At 65.3% G+C, this 17,308-nt stretch carries 13 protein-coding genes and 1 pseudogene; 8 read left to right on the plus strand and 6 right to left on the minus strand.

From position 1 onward, the window contains the following. Positions 1-194 precede the first annotated feature (194 nt). Positions 195-1,225, minus strand: a pseudogene (locus tag Q7V45_RS00705) (IS1380 family transposase); the annotation flags it as partial. A gap of 297 nt (positions 1,226-1,522) precedes the next feature. Here Q7V45_RS00705 and Q7V45_RS00710 point away from each other — a divergent pair. Next, positions 1,523-2,857: a calcium-binding protein gene (locus Q7V45_RS00710; protein ID WP_304845348.1), complete on the plus strand. Its 1,335-nt coding sequence runs from the start codon at positions 1,523-1,525 to the stop codon at positions 2,855-2,857. Between the two features lie 125 nt (positions 2,858-2,982). Here Q7V45_RS00710 and Q7V45_RS00715 read toward each other — a convergent pair whose 3' ends face one another. The 5 genes from Q7V45_RS00715 to Q7V45_RS00735 all read right to left on the minus strand — a co-directional run bounded on the left by Q7V45_RS00715 (position 2,983) and on the right by Q7V45_RS00735 (position 8,191). Next, positions 2,983-4,056 carry a ring-opening amidohydrolase gene (locus tag Q7V45_RS00715; protein WP_304845351.1) on the minus strand — a complete coding sequence of 358 codons (1,074 nt, stop codon included), beginning with the start codon at positions 4,054-4,056 and terminating at the stop codon, positions 2,983-2,985. Further along, entirely contained in the window at positions 4,056-4,898 is an 843-nt protein-coding gene (locus tag Q7V45_RS00720; protein WP_304845354.1) for an ABC transporter permease, read from the minus strand. The genes Q7V45_RS00715 and Q7V45_RS00720 overlap by 1 nt, the downstream gene beginning before the upstream one ends. A 1-nt stretch (position 4,899) precedes the next feature. Next, a complete protein-coding gene (locus Q7V45_RS00725; RefSeq protein WP_304845357.1) occupies positions 4,900-5,754 on the minus strand; it encodes an ABC transporter permease in 855 nt (284 codons plus the stop codon). A 70-nt stretch (positions 5,755-5,824) separates the two neighbouring features. Further along, the gene (locus tag Q7V45_RS00730) at positions 5,825-7,114 is read right to left on the minus strand and encodes a PotD/PotF family extracellular solute-binding protein (RefSeq protein ID WP_370692529.1); all 1,290 of its coding nucleotides are present in this window, start codon (positions 7,112-7,114) and stop codon (positions 5,825-5,827) included. A gap of 54 nt (positions 7,115-7,168) precedes the next feature. After that, the gene (locus Q7V45_RS00735) at positions 7,169-8,191 is read right to left on the minus strand and encodes an ABC transporter ATP-binding protein (RefSeq protein ID WP_304845361.1); all 1,023 of its coding nucleotides are present in this window, start codon (positions 8,189-8,191) and stop codon (positions 7,169-7,171) included. 123 nt (positions 8,192-8,314) lie between these two features. Here Q7V45_RS00735 and Q7V45_RS00740 point away from each other — a divergent pair, with 123 nt between their 5' ends. The 7 genes from Q7V45_RS00740 (at position 8,315) to Q7V45_RS00770 (ending at position 17,297) form a co-directional block, all read left to right on the plus strand. Then, positions 8,315-10,393 carry a hydantoinase/oxoprolinase family protein gene (locus Q7V45_RS00740; RefSeq protein ID WP_304845364.1) on the plus strand — a complete coding sequence of 693 codons (2,079 nt, stop codon included), beginning with the start codon at positions 8,315-8,317 and terminating at the stop codon, positions 10,391-10,393. After that, positions 10,390-12,180, plus strand: coding sequence for a hydantoinase B/oxoprolinase family protein (locus Q7V45_RS00745; protein ID WP_304845367.1), 1,791 nt, complete (start codon positions 10,390-10,392; stop codon positions 12,178-12,180). Before Q7V45_RS00740 ends, Q7V45_RS00745 begins: the two co-directional genes overlap by 4 nt. A gap of 60 nt (positions 12,181-12,240) precedes the next feature. Next, a complete protein-coding gene (locus Q7V45_RS00750) occupies positions 12,241-12,972 on the plus strand; it encodes an SDR family NAD(P)-dependent oxidoreductase (RefSeq protein WP_304845370.1) in 732 nt (243 codons plus the stop codon). Positions 12,973-12,993: 21 nt separating this feature from the next. Beyond that, the gene (locus Q7V45_RS00755) at positions 12,994-13,443 is read left to right on the plus strand and encodes a copper chaperone PCu(A)C (RefSeq protein WP_304845373.1); all 450 of its coding nucleotides are present in this window, start codon (positions 12,994-12,996) and stop codon (positions 13,441-13,443) included. Positions 13,444-13,923: 480 nt separating this feature from the next. Beyond that, positions 13,924-15,099, plus strand: coding sequence for a TRAP transporter substrate-binding protein DctP (dctP, locus tag Q7V45_RS00760; protein WP_304845376.1), 1,176 nt, complete (start codon positions 13,924-13,926; stop codon positions 15,097-15,099). Positions 15,100-15,368: 269 nt separating this feature from the next. Further along, entirely contained in the window at positions 15,369-15,902 is a 534-nt protein-coding gene (locus Q7V45_RS00765) for a TRAP transporter small permease subunit (RefSeq protein WP_304845380.1), read from the plus strand. Positions 15,903-15,977: 75 nt separating this feature from the next. Next, positions 15,978-17,297 carry a TRAP transporter large permease subunit gene (locus Q7V45_RS00770; protein WP_304845383.1) on the plus strand — a complete coding sequence of 440 codons (1,320 nt, stop codon included), beginning with the start codon at positions 15,978-15,980 and terminating at the stop codon, positions 17,295-17,297. Positions 17,298-17,308: the final 11 nt, after the last annotated feature.

Consider the following 17,308-nt stretch of genomic DNA (forward strand, 5'->3'; position numbering starts at 1 on the left):
ATGAAGCTGCGGAACGGGGTAAGTCCTATCATTCCGCCGAGTTTCGGGGAATCTATGGTCGGCCGGCACCTTTCTCCCGGCGCTCCTGCCGTGTTCACCGCCCAAAGCGACGTCTGACCCGTCGATTCGGCTCATTTTTCTTGTCACTCAGACGCACTTCTCCCGTGGTGGCGACGCATTCGCCCCATTCGGTCTTACGCTGGGGTTGGTCGTCGTCGCAGTCCGTCGATCAGCCGCAGGATTTGCTCGAACAGTTCTCTCGGCACCGCGACCTCGGCCATCTGGAGGACGGCGTAACGGGCATGGCGCACGACCTTGGCGCCGATCTTGATCAGCTTCTCCCGCAGGCCGGTCAGCGACCACTGCGCGACGGCCTCGGGTAACGCCAGCGTCCGCATGAAATTGGCGATGTCGTAGGCCGGCGCATGCAACTGATGAAGACGCACCGCGTTGGCGGCGAACGCGCAGCATGACAGGCGCGTCCACTTAACCGCGTTCTTCCCTTCCTTGATTCATTGCTCGCACGTGCCGCGCCCGTTGTAGAAGGCGACGACCCGCTCCGGCGGTCGCGACAGGTTGGTGACGATGAAGCCGACGCGGGGATAAAGCTTGCCGGAGTGCCACTCGACCTTGGCCACGATGCGGCGTGGCATCGTCCAGCTTGCCGCCTGATGGCTGAAGCTGGCGTAGAAGCACCGGACCGTCAGCGGCGGGCGACCGACAGGGCGCTTGAGCAGATGGCCGATGCGCTCCTGCAGAATGCGGTTGGCCGGCGGGCGGATCGTGTAATGGTAGCCTTCGGCTTCGAGGAGCGCTTAGACCTCGGGGCTGGCGCAGGCGGCATCGGCGCTGAAGTAGCGGCGAAGCTCGCACTGCCGATAGCGCGCCACGACCGGTTCGAGCAAGTCCTTCCAGCCGTCCGCCGAATGGACGTTGCCCGGGCGCAGCGCGGAACGCTCCAGGTCGCCGAACTGGTTGAACACGAACAGCGGGTGGTAGCAGGTTCAGGCGAAGTGGCCGTTGCAGGCGGTGCCTTCCTGATCGCCATGGGTCGGGCGGACGCCGGAATCCATGCCGAGCGCGATGGAGCGCGACGCACGCCGGCAGTCAACGCGGTCGATCCAAGGTCCAGACAGATCGGTGAGCGCGGCAATGCTCTCGTCGCTCGCGAGCACTCGGTCTCGAAGCGCCCCATCTGGCTGGTCGAGGTGCTGGAGCTCGGTACGGCCGCGCGCCACAACGACGGGGAGGTCGCCCTCACCCTGCCGCCCGACACGTGCTGGGCCTATCGCGACGAGGGTCAGGCGACGGTGGACTGAATCACGGCACGGAGCGCCGCCGCGCGCGGTGCACCGTGTTCGGGTAGGAGGATCTGCGGTTCGCTTCTCTGCAGCGTGGCACTGACGATACCGCGTAAAATGCCACGTAAAATACAGTGAGCGGCCGTGAATGTGGCGAACGCGGCTACTTGCGTGCAACCTATAAAGGCGCATTCTGCCCTCGGAACTCGGGAGCCATTTGCATGATCAGGGGCACAGCCGGTGACGACATCATCGGCATCGGCATGACGACGGCGGCGGACGATATCGTGTACGGACGGCGCGGCGCTGACTGGATAGACGGCCTTGGTGGAAATGACTGGCTCTACGGCGACGAAGGCGACGACACGCTGATCGGCGGCGAAGGCGACGATAGGCTGTATGGCGGCCTTGGAACCGACGCCATGTTCGGTGGTGCGGGAGACGACACTTATTTCGTCGATGACACGACCGATCAGGTCGACGAAACGACGGGAAGTGGCGTCGATACGGTATTCACGCGCGTCGATTTCACGCTCGAGGCTGGGCAAGCCATCGAGGTTCTGTGGGCGCTCGGCTCAACGGGATTGATGTTGAGCGGCAATGAACTCGACAATCTGCTGCGTGGAACCTACTGGAACGACGTCCTCGATGGCGGGGCGGGCAATGACGTGATCAGGGCTTTGGCCGGCAACGATACGATCACGACGTCTGGTGCAAGCGCGGTGATTTATGCCGGGTCGGGCGACGATACGATCCGGATCGACGGCGCGAGCACGAGTTCCGGCTACGTCGAAGGAGGCTCCGGACATGACACCGTCCGCTCGGCGGATCTCGGGCTGTTCGTGTTTCGTGGCGTCGAAACCCTCGATACCTATTATGGCTTCCTCGGTGGCACCATAAGACAACTCGCGTCGTTCGACTCCTACACGGCCGATCTGGCCGCGCCCGATGCTCAGATCTCGTTCTCCGTGCGGGGCGCCGGCGGCGCGCTGGACTTCACGGCGGGAATCAGCGGCCTGAACTCGGTGGAGATCCGGGACGCCGGATTGACGTCGGCGATCTACATCACCGGATCGGTCAACTCGGACTCGCTGGTCGGCTCAGGCTTTCACGACAGGCTGAATGGCGGAAATGGCGACGATAGCCTGTTTGGCGGCGACGGCCGCGACACGCTTGTCGGGGAAGCAGGCCAGGATCGCCTCAACGGCGGTTCGGGAAGCGATACCATGACCGGCGGTACCGGCGACGATGTATTCATATTCGATTCGCCGATCGGTGCCGGCGCGAGCATCGACCGGATCACCGACTTCGCGCCGGACTCCGATATCATCGAGATCAATCAGGAGAATTACTTCCCTGGTTTGACCGTTGGGCAGCTGGGCGCCTCGCAGTTCGCCATCGGAACTGCAACGGGCTCCGCCGCGCAGATCGTTTACAACACCTCCACCGGCGCGCTCTTCTTCGACAGCAACGGCGCCGACGCGGGCGGCGCCTTGCAGTTTGCCATTCTGACCGGAGCCCCCGCGTTGGCGGCGTCGGACTTTCTGATCGTGTAACTCGGGTGTCGAGGCAGCGCCCATGTTTACCGGATCCCGCGGTCCATGTGGCATTCGGTGCAGCAGCGCCCGCCGAGCAGATCGCAGGGCTCTCCTGACTCAAGGGGCGAGCCTATCCCAGCCGCTCAGACCCGCCCAATGATCGCGATCGGCCCGCCGCCAGCCGGGCCCTGGTGCTCGGCGCCGCCCGAAACGTAGAGCATCGTGTCTCCGATCACGCCGGCCAGCACACCGCCCACCAGTGCCCTTGCGTGTCGGGTCGAGTGGATGTCGCTGTCGTCCAGCATCGTGTGCCGCCGCCCGCGGATCGCGCCCGAGGGCGCGGCTTCGGCCTTGGCCAGCACGGCCGTGACATCGTCGCCGGTCACGCCGAGCCGTCCCAGGATGCGATGCGCCGCACCGGCATCGATGGCATCGCGCATCACGTCGTGATCGATCAGCAGGTCGCCGGACCAGCCGTGCGCGTTGCCCAGCACCACGATCTCGTTGCGCAGGAGTTCGACGCCCGCCGAGGTGCTGGCGACCCGCGAATAGAGCGACCAGTCGCGGCAGATCGCGGCTTCCGGCGCGTCCTTGATCTCGCCGAGCGCGAGCGCGACGCCCAGCGCCGACGCGCCGCGCGACAGGGCCATCGAATGGTAGGTATCGCCGGTCGCCGTCGTGGCGCCGCGCTTTGCGGCGTCCTGGATCCGCTCCTTGGTCAGCAACGGGCATTTGATCTGCACGAAGTGGACATCGTGCGGCGTGGCGATGCCGGCATCCTTCATGGCCGAAGTCACGGCGGCGGCGGTCTCCTCGATCTGCGGCGCCCGGCCGATCTCCTCTGGCGCGAACGCTCGGGTCAGGCCAACGCCGATCGCCAGTCGCGGGCCGGTCGAGGCCGGCGGCGGCGCGTTCTCGCGACAGAAGACGATCAGGTGCGGCGACAGCCCGCCCTCGGTGCCGCCCGACATCACGATGGCCACCCGCTTCTCGATCTCTGCCAGCGGACAGCCCAGCGCCTCGGCCAGCGCCAGCTTCAACGCCAAGGTGGCGTAGCCGCGGGTGAAATCGTTGACGCAGCCATTGCCTTCGGTCTTGCCGACGATGGCCACGATGGTCGTTGGGTCAACCTCCCCCGACGCGATGGCGGCGGTGAGCGGCGCCGTATCCTGCGGGCCCGCCGTCGACAGGCGCAGCACTCTTGCACGACGCGTCATCAGGCGGCCTTTCCGGCATCGCTGCCATGGCGGGCGCGTCGGCGCCGCAGCCATGTGACCGACAGCAGCGCGAGCGCGATCACGACGAAGGAGACGCCCGTCGTCACCGTGCCGAGCGCATAGAGCACCGGCGTCGTCACATTGGTGGTCATGCCATAGATCTCGAGCGGCAGGGTGTTGAACGTGCCGGCCGTATAGAGGCTGCGCGCGAACTCGTCGTAGGAGAGCGTGAAGCCGAACAGGCCGACGCCGATCAGGCTCGGCAGCAGGATCGGGACGACGACATGCCGGATCGTCTGCCACGAGGATGCGCCGAGGTCGCGTGCCGCCTCCTCGTAGCGCCGGTCGAAGCGGTTGAAGACGGCGAACATGATCAGCAGGCCAAACGGCAGGGTCCAGGTCAGGTGCGCGCCGAAGGCCGAGCTGTACCAGGCGGGATCCCAGCCCAGCACGCGGTAGAGCAGGCCGATGCCCAGGCTGATCAGGATCGAGGGCACGATCAGGCTGGCGATGGCGAGATAGAAGATGATGCCCGAGCCGCGGAAGCGCGAGCGGAAGGCCAGCCCCGCCGAGAAGGAAGCGACGACCGTCACCAGCATGACCGCGACGCCCAGGATCATCGAGCGCTGCAGCGAGCCCGCGAAGTCCCCCACCATCTGCTTCTCGAACAGGTTCCTGAACCAGTGCAGCGACACGCCGTTCATCGGGAAGGTGAGCCCGCCCGACGGTCCCTGGAACGACAGGATGAGGATGGTCAGCGTCGGGCCGTAGAGAAACAGCACGAACAGGCAGAAGAAGGCGCCGAGAAACCAGAAGGCGGGACCGCGCTTGCCGTGCGTCACGTCACAGCTCCTTGCGGATGTCGACCAGGCGCATCATGGCCGCGACGATGAACAGGACCAGCAGGAGCAGGATCACCGCGTTGGCCGCGGCGGCGGGATACTGCAGCAGCGACATGGCGTTTGCCATCATCAGGCCGACCGAGGCGCTCAGGCCCCCGCTCATCATGCGCACGGTGACGAAGTCTCCCATGACGATGGTGACGACGAAGATCGAGCCGATGGCGATGCCGGGTTTGCACAGTGGCAGGATGACGTTGACCAGCGTCTGCCAGCCGCTCGCGCCGGCGTCGCGCGCGGCTTCGAGCAGGCTGCGGTCGATGCGCATCATCGAGTTGAAGATCGGCACCACCATGAACAGCGTGTAGAGGTGAACATAGGCCAGCACGACCGAGAAATCGGAATAGAGCAGGAACTCGAGCGGCTCCCTGATCAGGCCGAGGTTCATCAGCGTCGTATTGGCAAGACCGTGGCGCCCCAGGAACGGAATCCACGAGATCATGCGGATGACGTTGGAGGTCCAGAACGGGATGGTGCAGAGCAGGAACAGCACCGTCTGAATCGTGGGCGAGCGCACGTGGAAGGCCACGAAGTACGCGACGGTGAAGCCGATGCCGAGGGTGAGCGCCCAGGTGATCACCGCGAACTGGATCGTCTGCTGGTAGGTCCGCCAGGTCACCGGCGAGAGCAGCAGCTCCTCGTAGTTCTGCAGCAGGAAGGCCGGGATGATCTGGGTCGTATTGTAGTCGAAGAAGCTCACCACCACGATCGTGGAGATCGGGACGATGAGGAACAGCAGGAACACCAGCGCGAGCGGCGCGACCTGCAGGTAGGTGACCCAGGCTTTTGCGCGGTTCATCGATTCATACCACCCTCCCCCGCTAGGGGGAGGGGCAGGCTGAGGGGGTTAAACGCAACATTCGAAACGATCAGGCCGCGATGAACTGGTTCCACTTCTGGACCATGTAGCGGTCCTCATCCATCACCGCGTTCCAGCACGCGACGGCGCCCATGCGGTCGTAGAACGAGCCGCCGTCGCGCACCGCGCCGGCCTTCTCGACGATCTGGCCCTGCGGGTTCTTGATGTCGCCCTGGGCCGGCTTGCCTTCCATCCAGAAGCCCCACTCGTCGGCCGTCATGTTGGCCTTCGCCGTCTCGAGCACCGCCGAATAGTAGCCCTGGCGGTTGAGGAAGGCGCCGACCCACCCGGACAGGTACCAGTTGATGTAGTCGTAGGCCGCGTCGAGCTGCGCGCCCTGCAGGTGCTTGGCCAGCGCCAGACCGCCACCCCAGGCGCGGTAGCCTTCCTTGAGGGGCTGGTAGACGCAGGGCACGCCCTTGCCGCGCACCGCCGACACCGCCGGCGACCACATCGACTGGATCACGACCTCGCCCGAGGTCATGAGGTTGACCGACTCGTCGAAGGTCTTCCAGAAGGCGCGGAACTGGCCCTCCTTCTTGGTCTTGATCAGGAAATCGATGGTCTTGTCGATCTCCGCCTTGGTCATGTTGCCCTTGTCGCCGTACTTCACGATGCCGGCCGCCTCGCAGATCATCGCGGCGTCCATGATGCCGATCGACGGGATGTTCAGGATCGAGGTCTTTCCCTTGAACTTCGGGTCGAGGATGTCCTTCCAGGACTCGATCTTGCGACCGACCAGGTCGGGACGGATGCCGAGCGTATCGGCGTTGTAGATCGTGGGCACCGCCGTGAACCACTGGGTCTGGCCCTTGGCGAACTTGGTCGAGCCCGCACCCTCCACGAAGCTGACGGTGCTGGGCGCCGTTCCCTGCGCGATGACACTGTCGGCCTTGAGCTTGCCGGTGGTGAAGATCGGCACGATCTTGTCGAACAGCTTGATCTTCTTGACGTCCATTGCCTGCAGCGTGTTCGCCGGGAAGACCTTCTTGATCATCCAGTATTCGATGTCGCCGATGTCGAACGAATTCGGCTGCGTCACGACGCGCTGCACGACCGCGTCGGAATCGAGCGCCGTCATCTGAAGCGTGATGCCGAGGTCGGCCTTGCACTTCTCCGCGATCTCGTTGATCGCCGAGACGCCGGTGCCGCACTGGCGCAGCACGATGTTCTTGTTGTTCTGCGCCCAGATCACCGGAAAGCCGGTGAGCGCGCCGCTGCCGACGGCCACGCCCGCGATGCCGGCCGCGCCCTTGAGCATCCTGCGGCGGCCGATGCCGCCCTTCGATTTCCGAGCCATCTCGTCTTCCTCCTTCACTGCGACGGCGCGGGGCCGCCTCCCAAAAACGTCCCTTCAGCGCCCCAGCACGTGCACGTCCTCGGGCTTCCACGACAGAGTGACGGGCTCGCCGGGTCGCACCGGCGACGCGTCGAACCGCGCCTCCGAGAGCGTGGCCGACAGCGTTTCGAGACCCGTGACATCGATGCCGACCTGCACGGTCGATCCGAGATATTCGACCGAGCGTGCGACGCCCTGCAGCGACGTGACGCCCGCCTCGCCTGCAGTGCCGGGCTGCACCGACAAGCGGTCGGCCCGGATGGCGACGAACGGCCCCTCGCCCGCGCCCGCGCGCGCGACGGCCGCCGGCAGCACGTTGTGGCCGCCGATGAACTTGGCAACGAAGGCGGAAGCCGGCCGGTTGAACACTTCACGTGGCGGGGCCGCCTGTTCGATTCGGCCGGCGTTCATCACCACGACGAGATCGGCCAGCGCCATCGCCTCGTCCTGGCTGTGCGTGACGTGGATGAAGCTGATTCCGAGCCGTGTCTGCAGGCTCTTCAGCTCCTCACGCATGCGGATGCGCAGGAAGGGATCCAGCGCCGACAGCGGCTCGTCGAGCAGCAGGACCTGCGGATCGGTGATCAGCGCCCGCGCGAGCGCGACCCTCTGCTGCTGGCCGCCGGAGAGTTGGGCCGGCAGGCGGCCGGCATAGGCGCCCATATGGACGCGCTTCAGCATCTCGACGGCGCGGGCCCGGCGCGTGTCCTTGTCGATGCCGCGCATCTTGAGGCTGAAGGCCACGTTGTCGGTGCAATCGAGATGCGGAAACAGCGCGTAGCTCTGGAACATCATGGCGGTCCCGCGGGCCGCTGGCGGAAGGCCGGTGATGTTTTCGCTGCCCAGGATGATATCACCCTCGGACGCTTCCTCGTGCCCGGCGATCATGCGCAAGGTTGTGGTCTTTCCGCAGCCGCTTGGCCCGAGCAGGCAGCAATAGGACCCGGCCGGGATGCGCAGGCCGATCGAATCAACCGCCACGGTCTCGCCGTAGCGCTTTGTCAGGGAAACGAGTTCAATGTCCGGCTGCTTGGCCATGCCAAGGGCAAAGCAAGCCGTATGCCAGCCGTGTAAGATTCCCTGGGGACAAAGCGACAACCCATGGGGCGTTGGCGCGGTCCTTGCTCGCTGGGGACCTATGCGAGGCACAGGGAGGCGGTGATGCGGTTGATCGGCGTGGACGTGGGCGGCACTTTCACCGACTTGGTCTTTGCGGACACCGAGGCCGGCCGAACCGCCGTGCACAAGGTCTCGACCACGCCGGACGATCCCTCCCGCGGCGTCGTGCAGGGGTTGATGGCGCTCTGCGACAAGTATTCGATCCGGCGCGAGACGATCGACACGGTGTTCCACGGCACGACCATCGCGACGAACGCGATCCTCGAGCACGACGGCGCCGTCACCGGCATGATCACCACCGGCGGCTATCGCGACATCCTGCATATCGGGCGCCACCAGCGGCCGCAGCACTACTCGATCATGCAGGACATTCCCTGGCAGGACCGACCGCTGGTGAAGCGCCGCCACCGCAAGACCGTGACGGAACGGCTGGTGCCGCCACGCGGCGAGGTGCTGGAGCCGCTCGATGAGGAGGGCGTGCGGCAGGCCGTGCGCGAGCTGAAGGAGGCCGGCGTGCAGTCCATCGCCATCTGCTTCCTCTTCTCCTATCTGGATGCCACGCACGAGGCCCGCGCCCTGGCGATCGTGCGCGAGGAATATCCGGAGTGCTTCGCCACGACCTCGTCGTCGGTGTCGCCTCAGTTCCGCGAGTTCGAGCGCTTCACGACGACGGCCATGAACGCCTTCGTGGGACCGAAGGTGCGCAACTACGTGACCCGCCTCGAATCGGAGATCGAAGCCTCGGGTTTCAAGGCCGACCTGCGCATCATGGCCTCCAACGGCGGCGTCGCGACGCCCGGCATGGTGGCGGAGCGGCCGGTGCTCACCCTGCTCTCGGGACCGGCCGCCGGCGTGATCGGCGGCGACTGGGCGGGCGCTCTCTCGGACAAGCGCAACCTCATCACCTTCGACGTCGGCGGCACCTCGGCCGATATCGGCATCGTCACCGAAGGTGGCTTCGGCGAGGCTACGGCGCGCGACACCTGGATCGCCGGTTTCCCCGTTCTGGTGCCGATGATCGACGTGCACACGATCGGTGCCGGCGGCGGCTCGATCGCCTATGTCGACCAGGCAGGCGCGTTCAAGGTGGGACCACGCTCGGCCGGCGCCGTCCCCGGCCCCGCCGCCTACGGACGCGGCGGCACGCGGGCCACGGTCACCGACGCCAACGTGGTGCTGGGGCGGCTCGACGGCGGCAATTTCCTGGGCGGCGGCATGTCGCTCGACGAGGTCGCGGCCCGCCGTGTGATCGGCGAACTGGCGCGTGAGCTCGGCCTCTCCGACCGCGAGGCGGCCGAGGGCGTGATCACCCTGATCAACGCCAACATGGCCAACGCCATCCGCTCCCGCACCGTCCAGAAGGGCATAGATCCACGCAATTACGTGCTGGTGGCGTTCGGAGGTGCCGGCCCTCTGCACGGCGCCGAAGTGGCCGACATGCTGGGCGTCACGGAGGTGATCGTGCCGCCGCATCCCGGCATCACCTCGGCGGTCGGCCTGCTGATCAGCGACCTGCGCTACGACGCGATCCGCACCTCGTTCCAGGTGTCGGGCGCCGCCGACCTTGCGCGCATCAATGCCGACTTCGACGCCATGGCGAAGGAACTCGCCGGACGTTTCGGGGCCGACGGAATCGATTTGGCCCAGGTGACTTTCGAGCGCCGCGGCGATCTGCGGTACGTCGGCCAGGGCTACGAACTCCGGGTCACCTTCCCGGACGGCGTCCTCGACGGGGCGGCCCTCGCCCGGGCCTTCGAGGCTTTCCACGACGTCCACAAGCGCGAGTACGGCCACCACTTCGCCGAGTCGGCAATCGAGATCGTGAACCTGCGCCTCGTGGAAGCGGCCAGCGCCGCCACCATCGCGAAGCCCGTGACGGATGGCGCCCGCTCGCTCGCCGCGGCGACGGTGCGCTCCGGCAACGGCACCTTCCGGATCGACGGCAAGCTCGCCGACTATCCGACTACCTTCTACCGCCGTGACCTGTTGCCGGTCGGCGAGCGCATCCCCGGTCCCGCCATCGTCCTGCAGATGGACACCACCACCGTCGTGCCGCCACACTTCAGCTTCGAGGCCGACACGGCCGGCAATCTCATGATCCGCAAGGAGGCCAAGCAATGAGCCCCGCCACCGCCCGCCAGCCCGCGACCAAGCCCGACCGCATCGACCCGATCACCAGCAGCGTGATCCAGGGGGCGCTGGAGAACATCGCCGTCGAGATGGGCTACAAGCTGATGCGCATGAGCTACTCCTCGATCATCCGCGAGTCGGAGGATTTCGGGGCGGCCCTCGTCGACGCGGAAGGCCGCGGCCTGGCCGAATCGGCCCAGTCGACACCGCTGCAGTCGGGACCCATTCCGGGCTACGTGCGCGGCATCCAGCGCATCCTGGCAGCGCGCGGCGACACGATCCGTCCGGGCGACGTCATCATGCACAACGACGCCTATTCCGGTGCGAGCCACGGGCCGGATGTCGCCTTCATCGTGCCGGTCTTCGTGCAGGGCCGCCTGATCGCCTTTGCCGCGACCACGGCGCACCATCTCGACATCGGCGCGCTGTCGCCCGGCTCCTGTGGCATCGTCGAGGCGATCGACGCCTATGCCGAAGGCCTGCAATTCAAGGCGATCAAGGTCTACGACCGCGGCGTGAAGAACGACGCCGTATGGCAGATCGTGCGCGACAATATCCGCGCCTCCGATCTCGTGGTCGGCGACATGGATGCCCAGGTGGCCGCGGCCCGCATCGGCGCGGAGCGCATGGTCGAACTGGTCGAACGCTACGGGCTGGAGACGTTCGAGCGGGCGTGCGGCGCGCTGATGGACCATGCCGAGCGGCTGATGCGGCAGGCGATTGCCAAACTGCCCGACGGCGTCTATCGCGCCGAGACGGCGATCGACGGCTATCTCGACAGCGACGATCCGACCAAGAAGGAACTGCCGCTCGTCGTCACCATCACCAAGAAGGACGACTCCCTGGTGGTCGACCTGACAGGGACAGCGCCGCAGGTTCCCGACCGGCCGATCAACATGCCGCTCGAAGGCACCGCCGACATCGCGATCTGGCTCACCATCCGCTCGGTGCTGCTCGATACCGAGATCCATGGCCACATTCCGGTGAATGCAGGTCTCATACGGCCAATCACCATCGTGGCGCCCAAGGGCTGCCTGGCCAACCCGACCTTCCCGGCGCCCACCATTGCGCGCTTCTGCCCGGGCAACCAGCTCGCCGACACAGTGATGAAGGCGCTGTCGCAGGCCATGCCGGGCAACGTCTCGGCCGGCATCGGCAACCTCAAGGTCATCGCCTTCTCCGGCCTCAAGGACGAGACGCACTGGGTGCACATGGAGATCTTCGAAGGCTCCTATGGCGGGCGGCTGGGCAAGGACGGCATGGACGCCGTCGACACGCTCTATGCCAACACGCGCAACAACCCGATCGAGGACATCGAGACCCATCTGCCGCTGCGCGTGCTGCGCTACGAACTGCGCGAGGACGTGGCGGGCGCCGGCAAATGGCGGGGCGGCCTGGGCTCGGTCCGCGAGTTCGCCTTCCTGAGCGACGGCGGCGCCTCGGTCGAGGGCGAAGGCCATCGCTACCGGCCCTGGGGATTCCTGGGCGGCAGCGAGGGCATGCCGGCCAAGCTCGACCTAATGGTGCCCGGCCAGGCCGACCGCGCACTGCCCTCGAAGGTACCGCACATGAACATCGCCAGGGACGGCCGCTTCGTCTGCTACGGCCCGGCCGGCGGCGGCTACGGCAACCCGCTGGAGCGCGATCCGGCCGACGTGGCGGACGACGTGCTCGATGAAGTGATCTCGGTGGAGACCGCGCTCAGGGACTACGGTGTCGTGATCTCGGCCAAGGGCGTCGTCGACGTCGAGGCGACACGAAAGGTGCGCGGCGGCTGAAGCCGCTCGCGTCCTTCGCCCTCCCTTGGCAGGTCCCGCGTTCTCCGCCATCAAGGCGCGATGGATTATCAGCTCAAGGATCGGACCTGCCTCGTGTCCGGCGCAAGCTCCGGCATCGGCGCCGGGGTCGTCAGGCTCCTCTCGCAACAGGGCGCGCGGGTCGTCGCAACGGCACGGCGGGCCGAGAAGATCGAGCGGCTCGACGGCGTGACCGCGATCGCGGGCGACGTCACCGACGCGGCCGCTCTGGCGCGCATCGCGACCGACGCGACCCGGCTGCTCGGCCCGATCGACATCCTGGTGAACTGCGCCGGCGGCTCGCGGCCGACCGGGCCGGAGGCTGGCGAGGATGTCTGGGAGGAAGCCTTCGCGCTCAACTTCACGGCGGCGCGACTGCTGACCAAGGCGCTGCTGCCGGCGATGCGGGCCCGCAAATGGGGTCGGATCGTCAACATCAGCGGATCCATGGAGCCGCGAGGCCTCAACGCCGCCATCGCCGCCAAGGCCGCACTTCATTTGTGGGCAAAGGGACTGTCGTGCGACGTCGCCGCCGACGACGTCACGGTGAACACTATTCAGCCCGGGCGCATCAACAGCGAGCAGATCCTGCAGAAGCTCCACCCGACCGAGGAAGCCCGCCGCAGCTTCATCGAGCGAAACATCCCCATCGGCTATTTCGGCGAGCCGGAGGATGTGGCACATCTCGTCGCCTTTCTGGCCTCTCCGGCGGCGCGCTACATCACGGGCGCGGTCATCCCGGTCGATGGCGGCATGCACTATTTCGCGCACTGACGGCGCGGTGGAGGAGGGATTTTGCTGAAGTGGCTGCGTCGTTCTGAGCCAAAGGAAGTTCCGGCCGCCAGCCTCGGCCCACTCCAGATCGTCAAGCCCTGGGCCCGGTCGTCTTCATCCCATCCGGATATCGCGGGCGGCTACATGACGGTGGTCAACGACGGCGAAACAGATCGGCTCGTTTCCGCCAGCTGCCCTGTCGCAGGCTCCTTGGAAATCCATGCCATCCGGGTCAAGGGCCCGGTGCTCGAAATGCGCAAGCAGGACGGTGGCCTCGTCATCCCGCCGGCCAACCAGCAGATCCTCAAGCCACGCGGCTATCATTTGCTGATGAGCGGCCTCGCCGCGCCGCTGGCGGTTGGCAGCAAACTGCCGATCACCCTGGTCTTCGAGAAGGCCGGCAGCGTCACCGTGGACTTTGCCGTGGAAGCGCCCGGCGCCGTAGGACAAGCCAGCCTCACCTCATCCTAAGGGAGCCATCGGACTGCCGGATGCGCCTCGGCGTCTTCGTGCAGACGCCCGGCCATCAGGTCGGCGGCTGGCGCCATCCCGAGGCCGACGCGCGGACACCAACCTCGCGCTGTTGCACGACATCGCGGCCACCGCCGACGATCGCCTGCAGGGCAGTTCACCGACATTGGCCCGGCAACGTCCATTCGGCGGACGGCTGGAAGGACCTGCTCGAACCGGTCGCGTGGCCAAGGTCGAGCGTCACGGCCGCTACACCGCCTTCCCGATGGCCGAGGTCGCGGCGCCAGCGGAATTCTTGCGAGAGTTCGGCCGTTCGCGGTGCCGGAATTTGCGATCGCAGTCTTCATGCGATTCTGCCTTGCGGGAACACTGGAAAGACGTGAGTATTTGCACCGCTCGGGGAATTCTATCGGGATTCCCGCCAATAAAGCGTTGGCCGCAAAGGCCCTAGCAAGAAGCAACCGATGGGAGGATCTTCTAATGCCTGACAAGACCGTAAAGAACCCCGCCGCGCCGACACAGGCAGGTGGTACTTCGTCCGTGGCCAGCACCGCGTCTGTCGATGTGGCGGCTGGCTCGAAGAACACGCTGAACCGGCGCAGCTATCTCAAGACTGCAGCCGTGGTCGCGGGCGGTGCCGCCGCGCTCGGCATGCCGGCGATCGCCCACGCGCAGAACCGGACCTGGAAGCTGAAGCTCCAGAGCAACTGGACAGGCATCGGCATCGAGTCGCAGGACCGTTCCGCACAGCTATTCATCGAACGCGTGAAGAAGATGTCGGGTGGTCGCATCGAGATCACCAATTTCAACGCCGACGTCCTGCTCGGCATCGGCGAGACCTTCCGCGGCGTCGGTACCGGTGTGGCGGACCTCGCGGTCACGGCCCCGATCTACCATCGCGGGACCGTGCCGGTCGGCGAGTATCTGTGGGCCGTGCCGTTCTTCCCTTTCACGAATCTCGAGTTCTACGAGTACATCTACCAGTTCATGGGGATCAAGGAGCTCTGGGCCGCAGCCTACAAGCCGCACAACGTCGCTCATCTCACCTATATGTGCTCGGACGAGTGGGGCGCGATGGTGTCGACGCGTCCGGTTGCGAAATATGCCGACTTCAAAGGCATGAAGGTGCGCGCGTTCGGCATCTGGGCCGACTGGCTCGTGCACAACGGCGCGTCCATCGTCACGGTGCCGGGTGGCGAGGTCTACACCGCGATCCAGACGAAGATCCTGGACGCGGCTGCGTTCGGCTCGCCGGACGCGTGGGCCGGCATGAAGATGTACGAGGTCTGCAAGTACTACCTGAATCCCTCGGTCGTTCCCTACGACGTCGTCGAGGTCATCATGAACCTGAAGACCTTCAACGAGATGCCGCCGGATCTTCAGGAGGTCATGACCTCCGCGGCGCGCGTGATGAACCTCGAGATCTCGGCACTGACGATCCCGACCGACGTGCGTGGCCGCAAGAAGCTCGCCGAGGGCGGCATGCAGACCATCATGATGCCGGATGACGAATTGACCAAGGCCGCCGACTGGTGTTGGAGCAAGTTCGTCGGTTTGAAGGGCAAGGATCCCAACATCGACAAGGTGATCGAGATCTACGGCCAGGCCAAGCAGCTGTACAAAGACTACTATGGGCCGAAACGTCTCCCGGCCTGAGACGTCCGCAGAGCGGCTGCGCTGATCAGGTTCTGGTGACTGCCTGAGTTCACTCTGGCACGATGCTTTGACGGTTGCGCATCGTGCTGGAGGTACTCGGGGCGGTGCCTCCGCATCAGCCGGTATTCAGGTCCTCGTGGCCGCTTCGGGGCCGCGAGTCCGAAGCCTCGCGAGCACAGGGCGATACGGGCTGCGCACCAGGGCGGCCCGGCCCGGTGGTCTTTCACGCAATCGATCGCCGGCACGACCGGCGGAGATGGGGGTGCAGGGTGAAAGTAATCGAAGCCTATCTCCGCTTCACGGACTGGCTGAATGCCAGGTTCGCCTGGATCGTGGCGTTCCTGATCGTGCCGATGCTCCTCATCATGATCTGGGAGATCGTGATGAGGTACTTCTTCAATTCACCTTCGCAGTGGGCCTTCGAGATATCGTTGTTCTGCTATGGGGGCTACATCGCCCTGGGTGGGGCCTACACCCTCCTGGCCGGTGCTCACGTGAATGTCGACATCGTCTGGGGTCGGCTTTCGCCGCGGGGGCGCGCCATTCTCGATGTCCTCACCAGCGGCTTTTCCTTTCTCTTTATCGGCGTCCTGTTCTGGGTATCGCTGCAGCTCACGATCAACTCATGGGCGATTGGCGAGACGACGATGTCTCACTGGAAGCCCATCTATTATCCGTTGCGCACGACGCTGCCGGTGGGCTGCTTCCTGTTGTTGATGCAATTGCTCGCCAAGCTGATCCGCGATGTCGCCATTGTCATCGAGGGCGAGGAAGTGTTTCCCGTGCGCGTGCACGTCCCCTAGCGCCCGACTCACCGCAGAACTCACAAGAATCCGATCGGTGCGCGACGGCGACCAAACCTCATCCGGAGTTTGTCCATGCTAGCCCTTGGCCCTGAATGGCTGACAGTGATCTTGTTCGGCAGTCTCATCTTTCTCCTGGTCTTGGGGCTGCCGCTGGTGTTCGCCATCGGCGGCGTCGCAACGCTGTTCATCATCTTGCTGTGGGGGCCGCACGCACTGCCGGTGCTGGCAAACCGAACCTACATGGCCATGGACATGTTCCTGCTCGTGGCCGTGCCCATGTTCATATTCATGGGGGCGATGCTGCAACGATGTGGCATAGCCGAGGACATGTACGAATTGATGTACCACTGGATGGGCGGGCTCCGTGGCGGGCTCGCCGCCGGCACGGTTCTCATCTGCACGATGTTTGCGGCGATGGTCGGCATCAGCGGGGCGGCGACCACGTCGATGGGACTGATCGCGCTCCCCTCCATGCTCAAGCGAGGCTACAAGAAGGACATCGCGATCGGCTGCATCTCGGCCGGCGGCTCGCTTGGCATCCTGATTCCGCCGAGCGTTCTGATGATCATCCTCGCCCTGACCTCGCGGGTCTCGGTTGGCGAGATGTTCATTGCCGGCATTTTGCCGGGACTGCTGCTCAGCTCGTTGTTCGTGATCTATATCCTTGTCCGCTGCTACTTCCAGAAGCACATGGGGCCAAGCGTGCCGCCGGATGATCGGCTGCCGCTGAACGAGCGAGTCAAACTGATGGGAGCATTGATTCTTCCCGTCGGCCTGATTTTCGCGGTGATGGGATCGATGTTCTTCGGAATCGCAACGCCGAGCGAGGCCTCGGCGATCGGCGCCCTCGGCGCGATCGTCAGTGCGATGATCAAGCGCACATTCACCTGGCAGAGCTTCACCTCGGCGCTGTTCATCACGCTGCGTTTGAGTGCGATGGTCATCTGGATCGTGTTCGCTGCCTCGGCGTTTACCGCGCTCTATGCCGTCACCGGCGCCTCCTCCCTGGTCGGCACACTGATCAAGGGCGTAGGCGATCCCTGGATGGTGATCATCACCATGCAGCTGATCCTGTTCGTGCTCGGGATGTTCTTCGATCCGACCGGCATCGTCCTGCTGACCGCGCCGATCTTCTTCCCGATCGTGACGTCCCTCGGCTTCGACCCCCTGTGGTTCGCAATCCTCTTCGTGATCAACATGGAGCTGGCGTACCTGACACCGCCGTTCGGATTCAACCTGTTCTACATGAAGGCGGTCGTACCAAAGGGCGTGACGATGATGGACATCTACAGATCGTCGATGCCTTTCTGCGCGCTCATGATCTTGGGGTTGGTCATTTGCATGATTTTCCCCGGAATTATTACCTGGTTGCCGGAACTCATGAGGACCTGAAGCAGGCGGAG

The sequence above is a fragment of the Reyranella sp. genome, assembly GCF_030651995.1.
In the GTDB taxonomy this organism is placed as follows: Bacteria; Pseudomonadota; Alphaproteobacteria; order Reyranellales; family Reyranellaceae; genus Reyranella.

Excerpts from the sequence above, each read along its gene's own strand:
- Q7V45_RS00710 (WP_304845348.1), top strand. The coding sequence starts at position 1,523 with ATGATCAGGGGCACAGCCGGTGACGACATCATCGGCATCGGCATGACG.
- dctP (WP_304845376.1), top strand. The coding sequence starts at position 13,924 with ATGCCTGACAAGACCGTAAAGAACCCCGCCGCGCCGACACAGGCAGGT.
- Q7V45_RS00715 (WP_304845351.1), bottom strand. The coding sequence starts at position 4,056 with ATGACGCGTCGTGCAAGAGTGCTGCGCCTGTCGACGGCGGGCCCGCAG.
- Q7V45_RS00725 (WP_304845357.1), bottom strand. The coding sequence starts at position 5,754 with ATGAACCGCGCAAAAGCCTGGGTCACCTACCTGCAGGTCGCGCCGCTC.
- Q7V45_RS00740 (WP_304845364.1), top strand. The coding sequence starts at position 8,315 with ATGCGGTTGATCGGCGTGGACGTGGGCGGCACTTTCACCGACTTGGTC.
- Q7V45_RS00745 (WP_304845367.1), top strand. The coding sequence starts at position 10,390 with ATGAGCCCCGCCACCGCCCGCCAGCCCGCGACCAAGCCCGACCGCATC.
- Q7V45_RS00770 (WP_304845383.1), top strand. The coding sequence starts at position 15,978 with ATGCTAGCCCTTGGCCCTGAATGGCTGACAGTGATCTTGTTCGGCAGT.
- Q7V45_RS00750 (WP_304845370.1), top strand. The coding sequence starts at position 12,241 with ATGGATTATCAGCTCAAGGATCGGACCTGCCTCGTGTCCGGCGCAAGC.
- Q7V45_RS00735 (WP_304845361.1), bottom strand. The coding sequence starts at position 8,191 with ATGGCCAAGCAGCCGGACATTGAACTCGTTTCCCTGACAAAGCGCTAC.
- Q7V45_RS00730 (WP_370692529.1), bottom strand. The coding sequence starts at position 7,114 with ATGGCTCGGAAATCGAAGGGCGGCATCGGCCGCCGCAGGATGCTCAAG.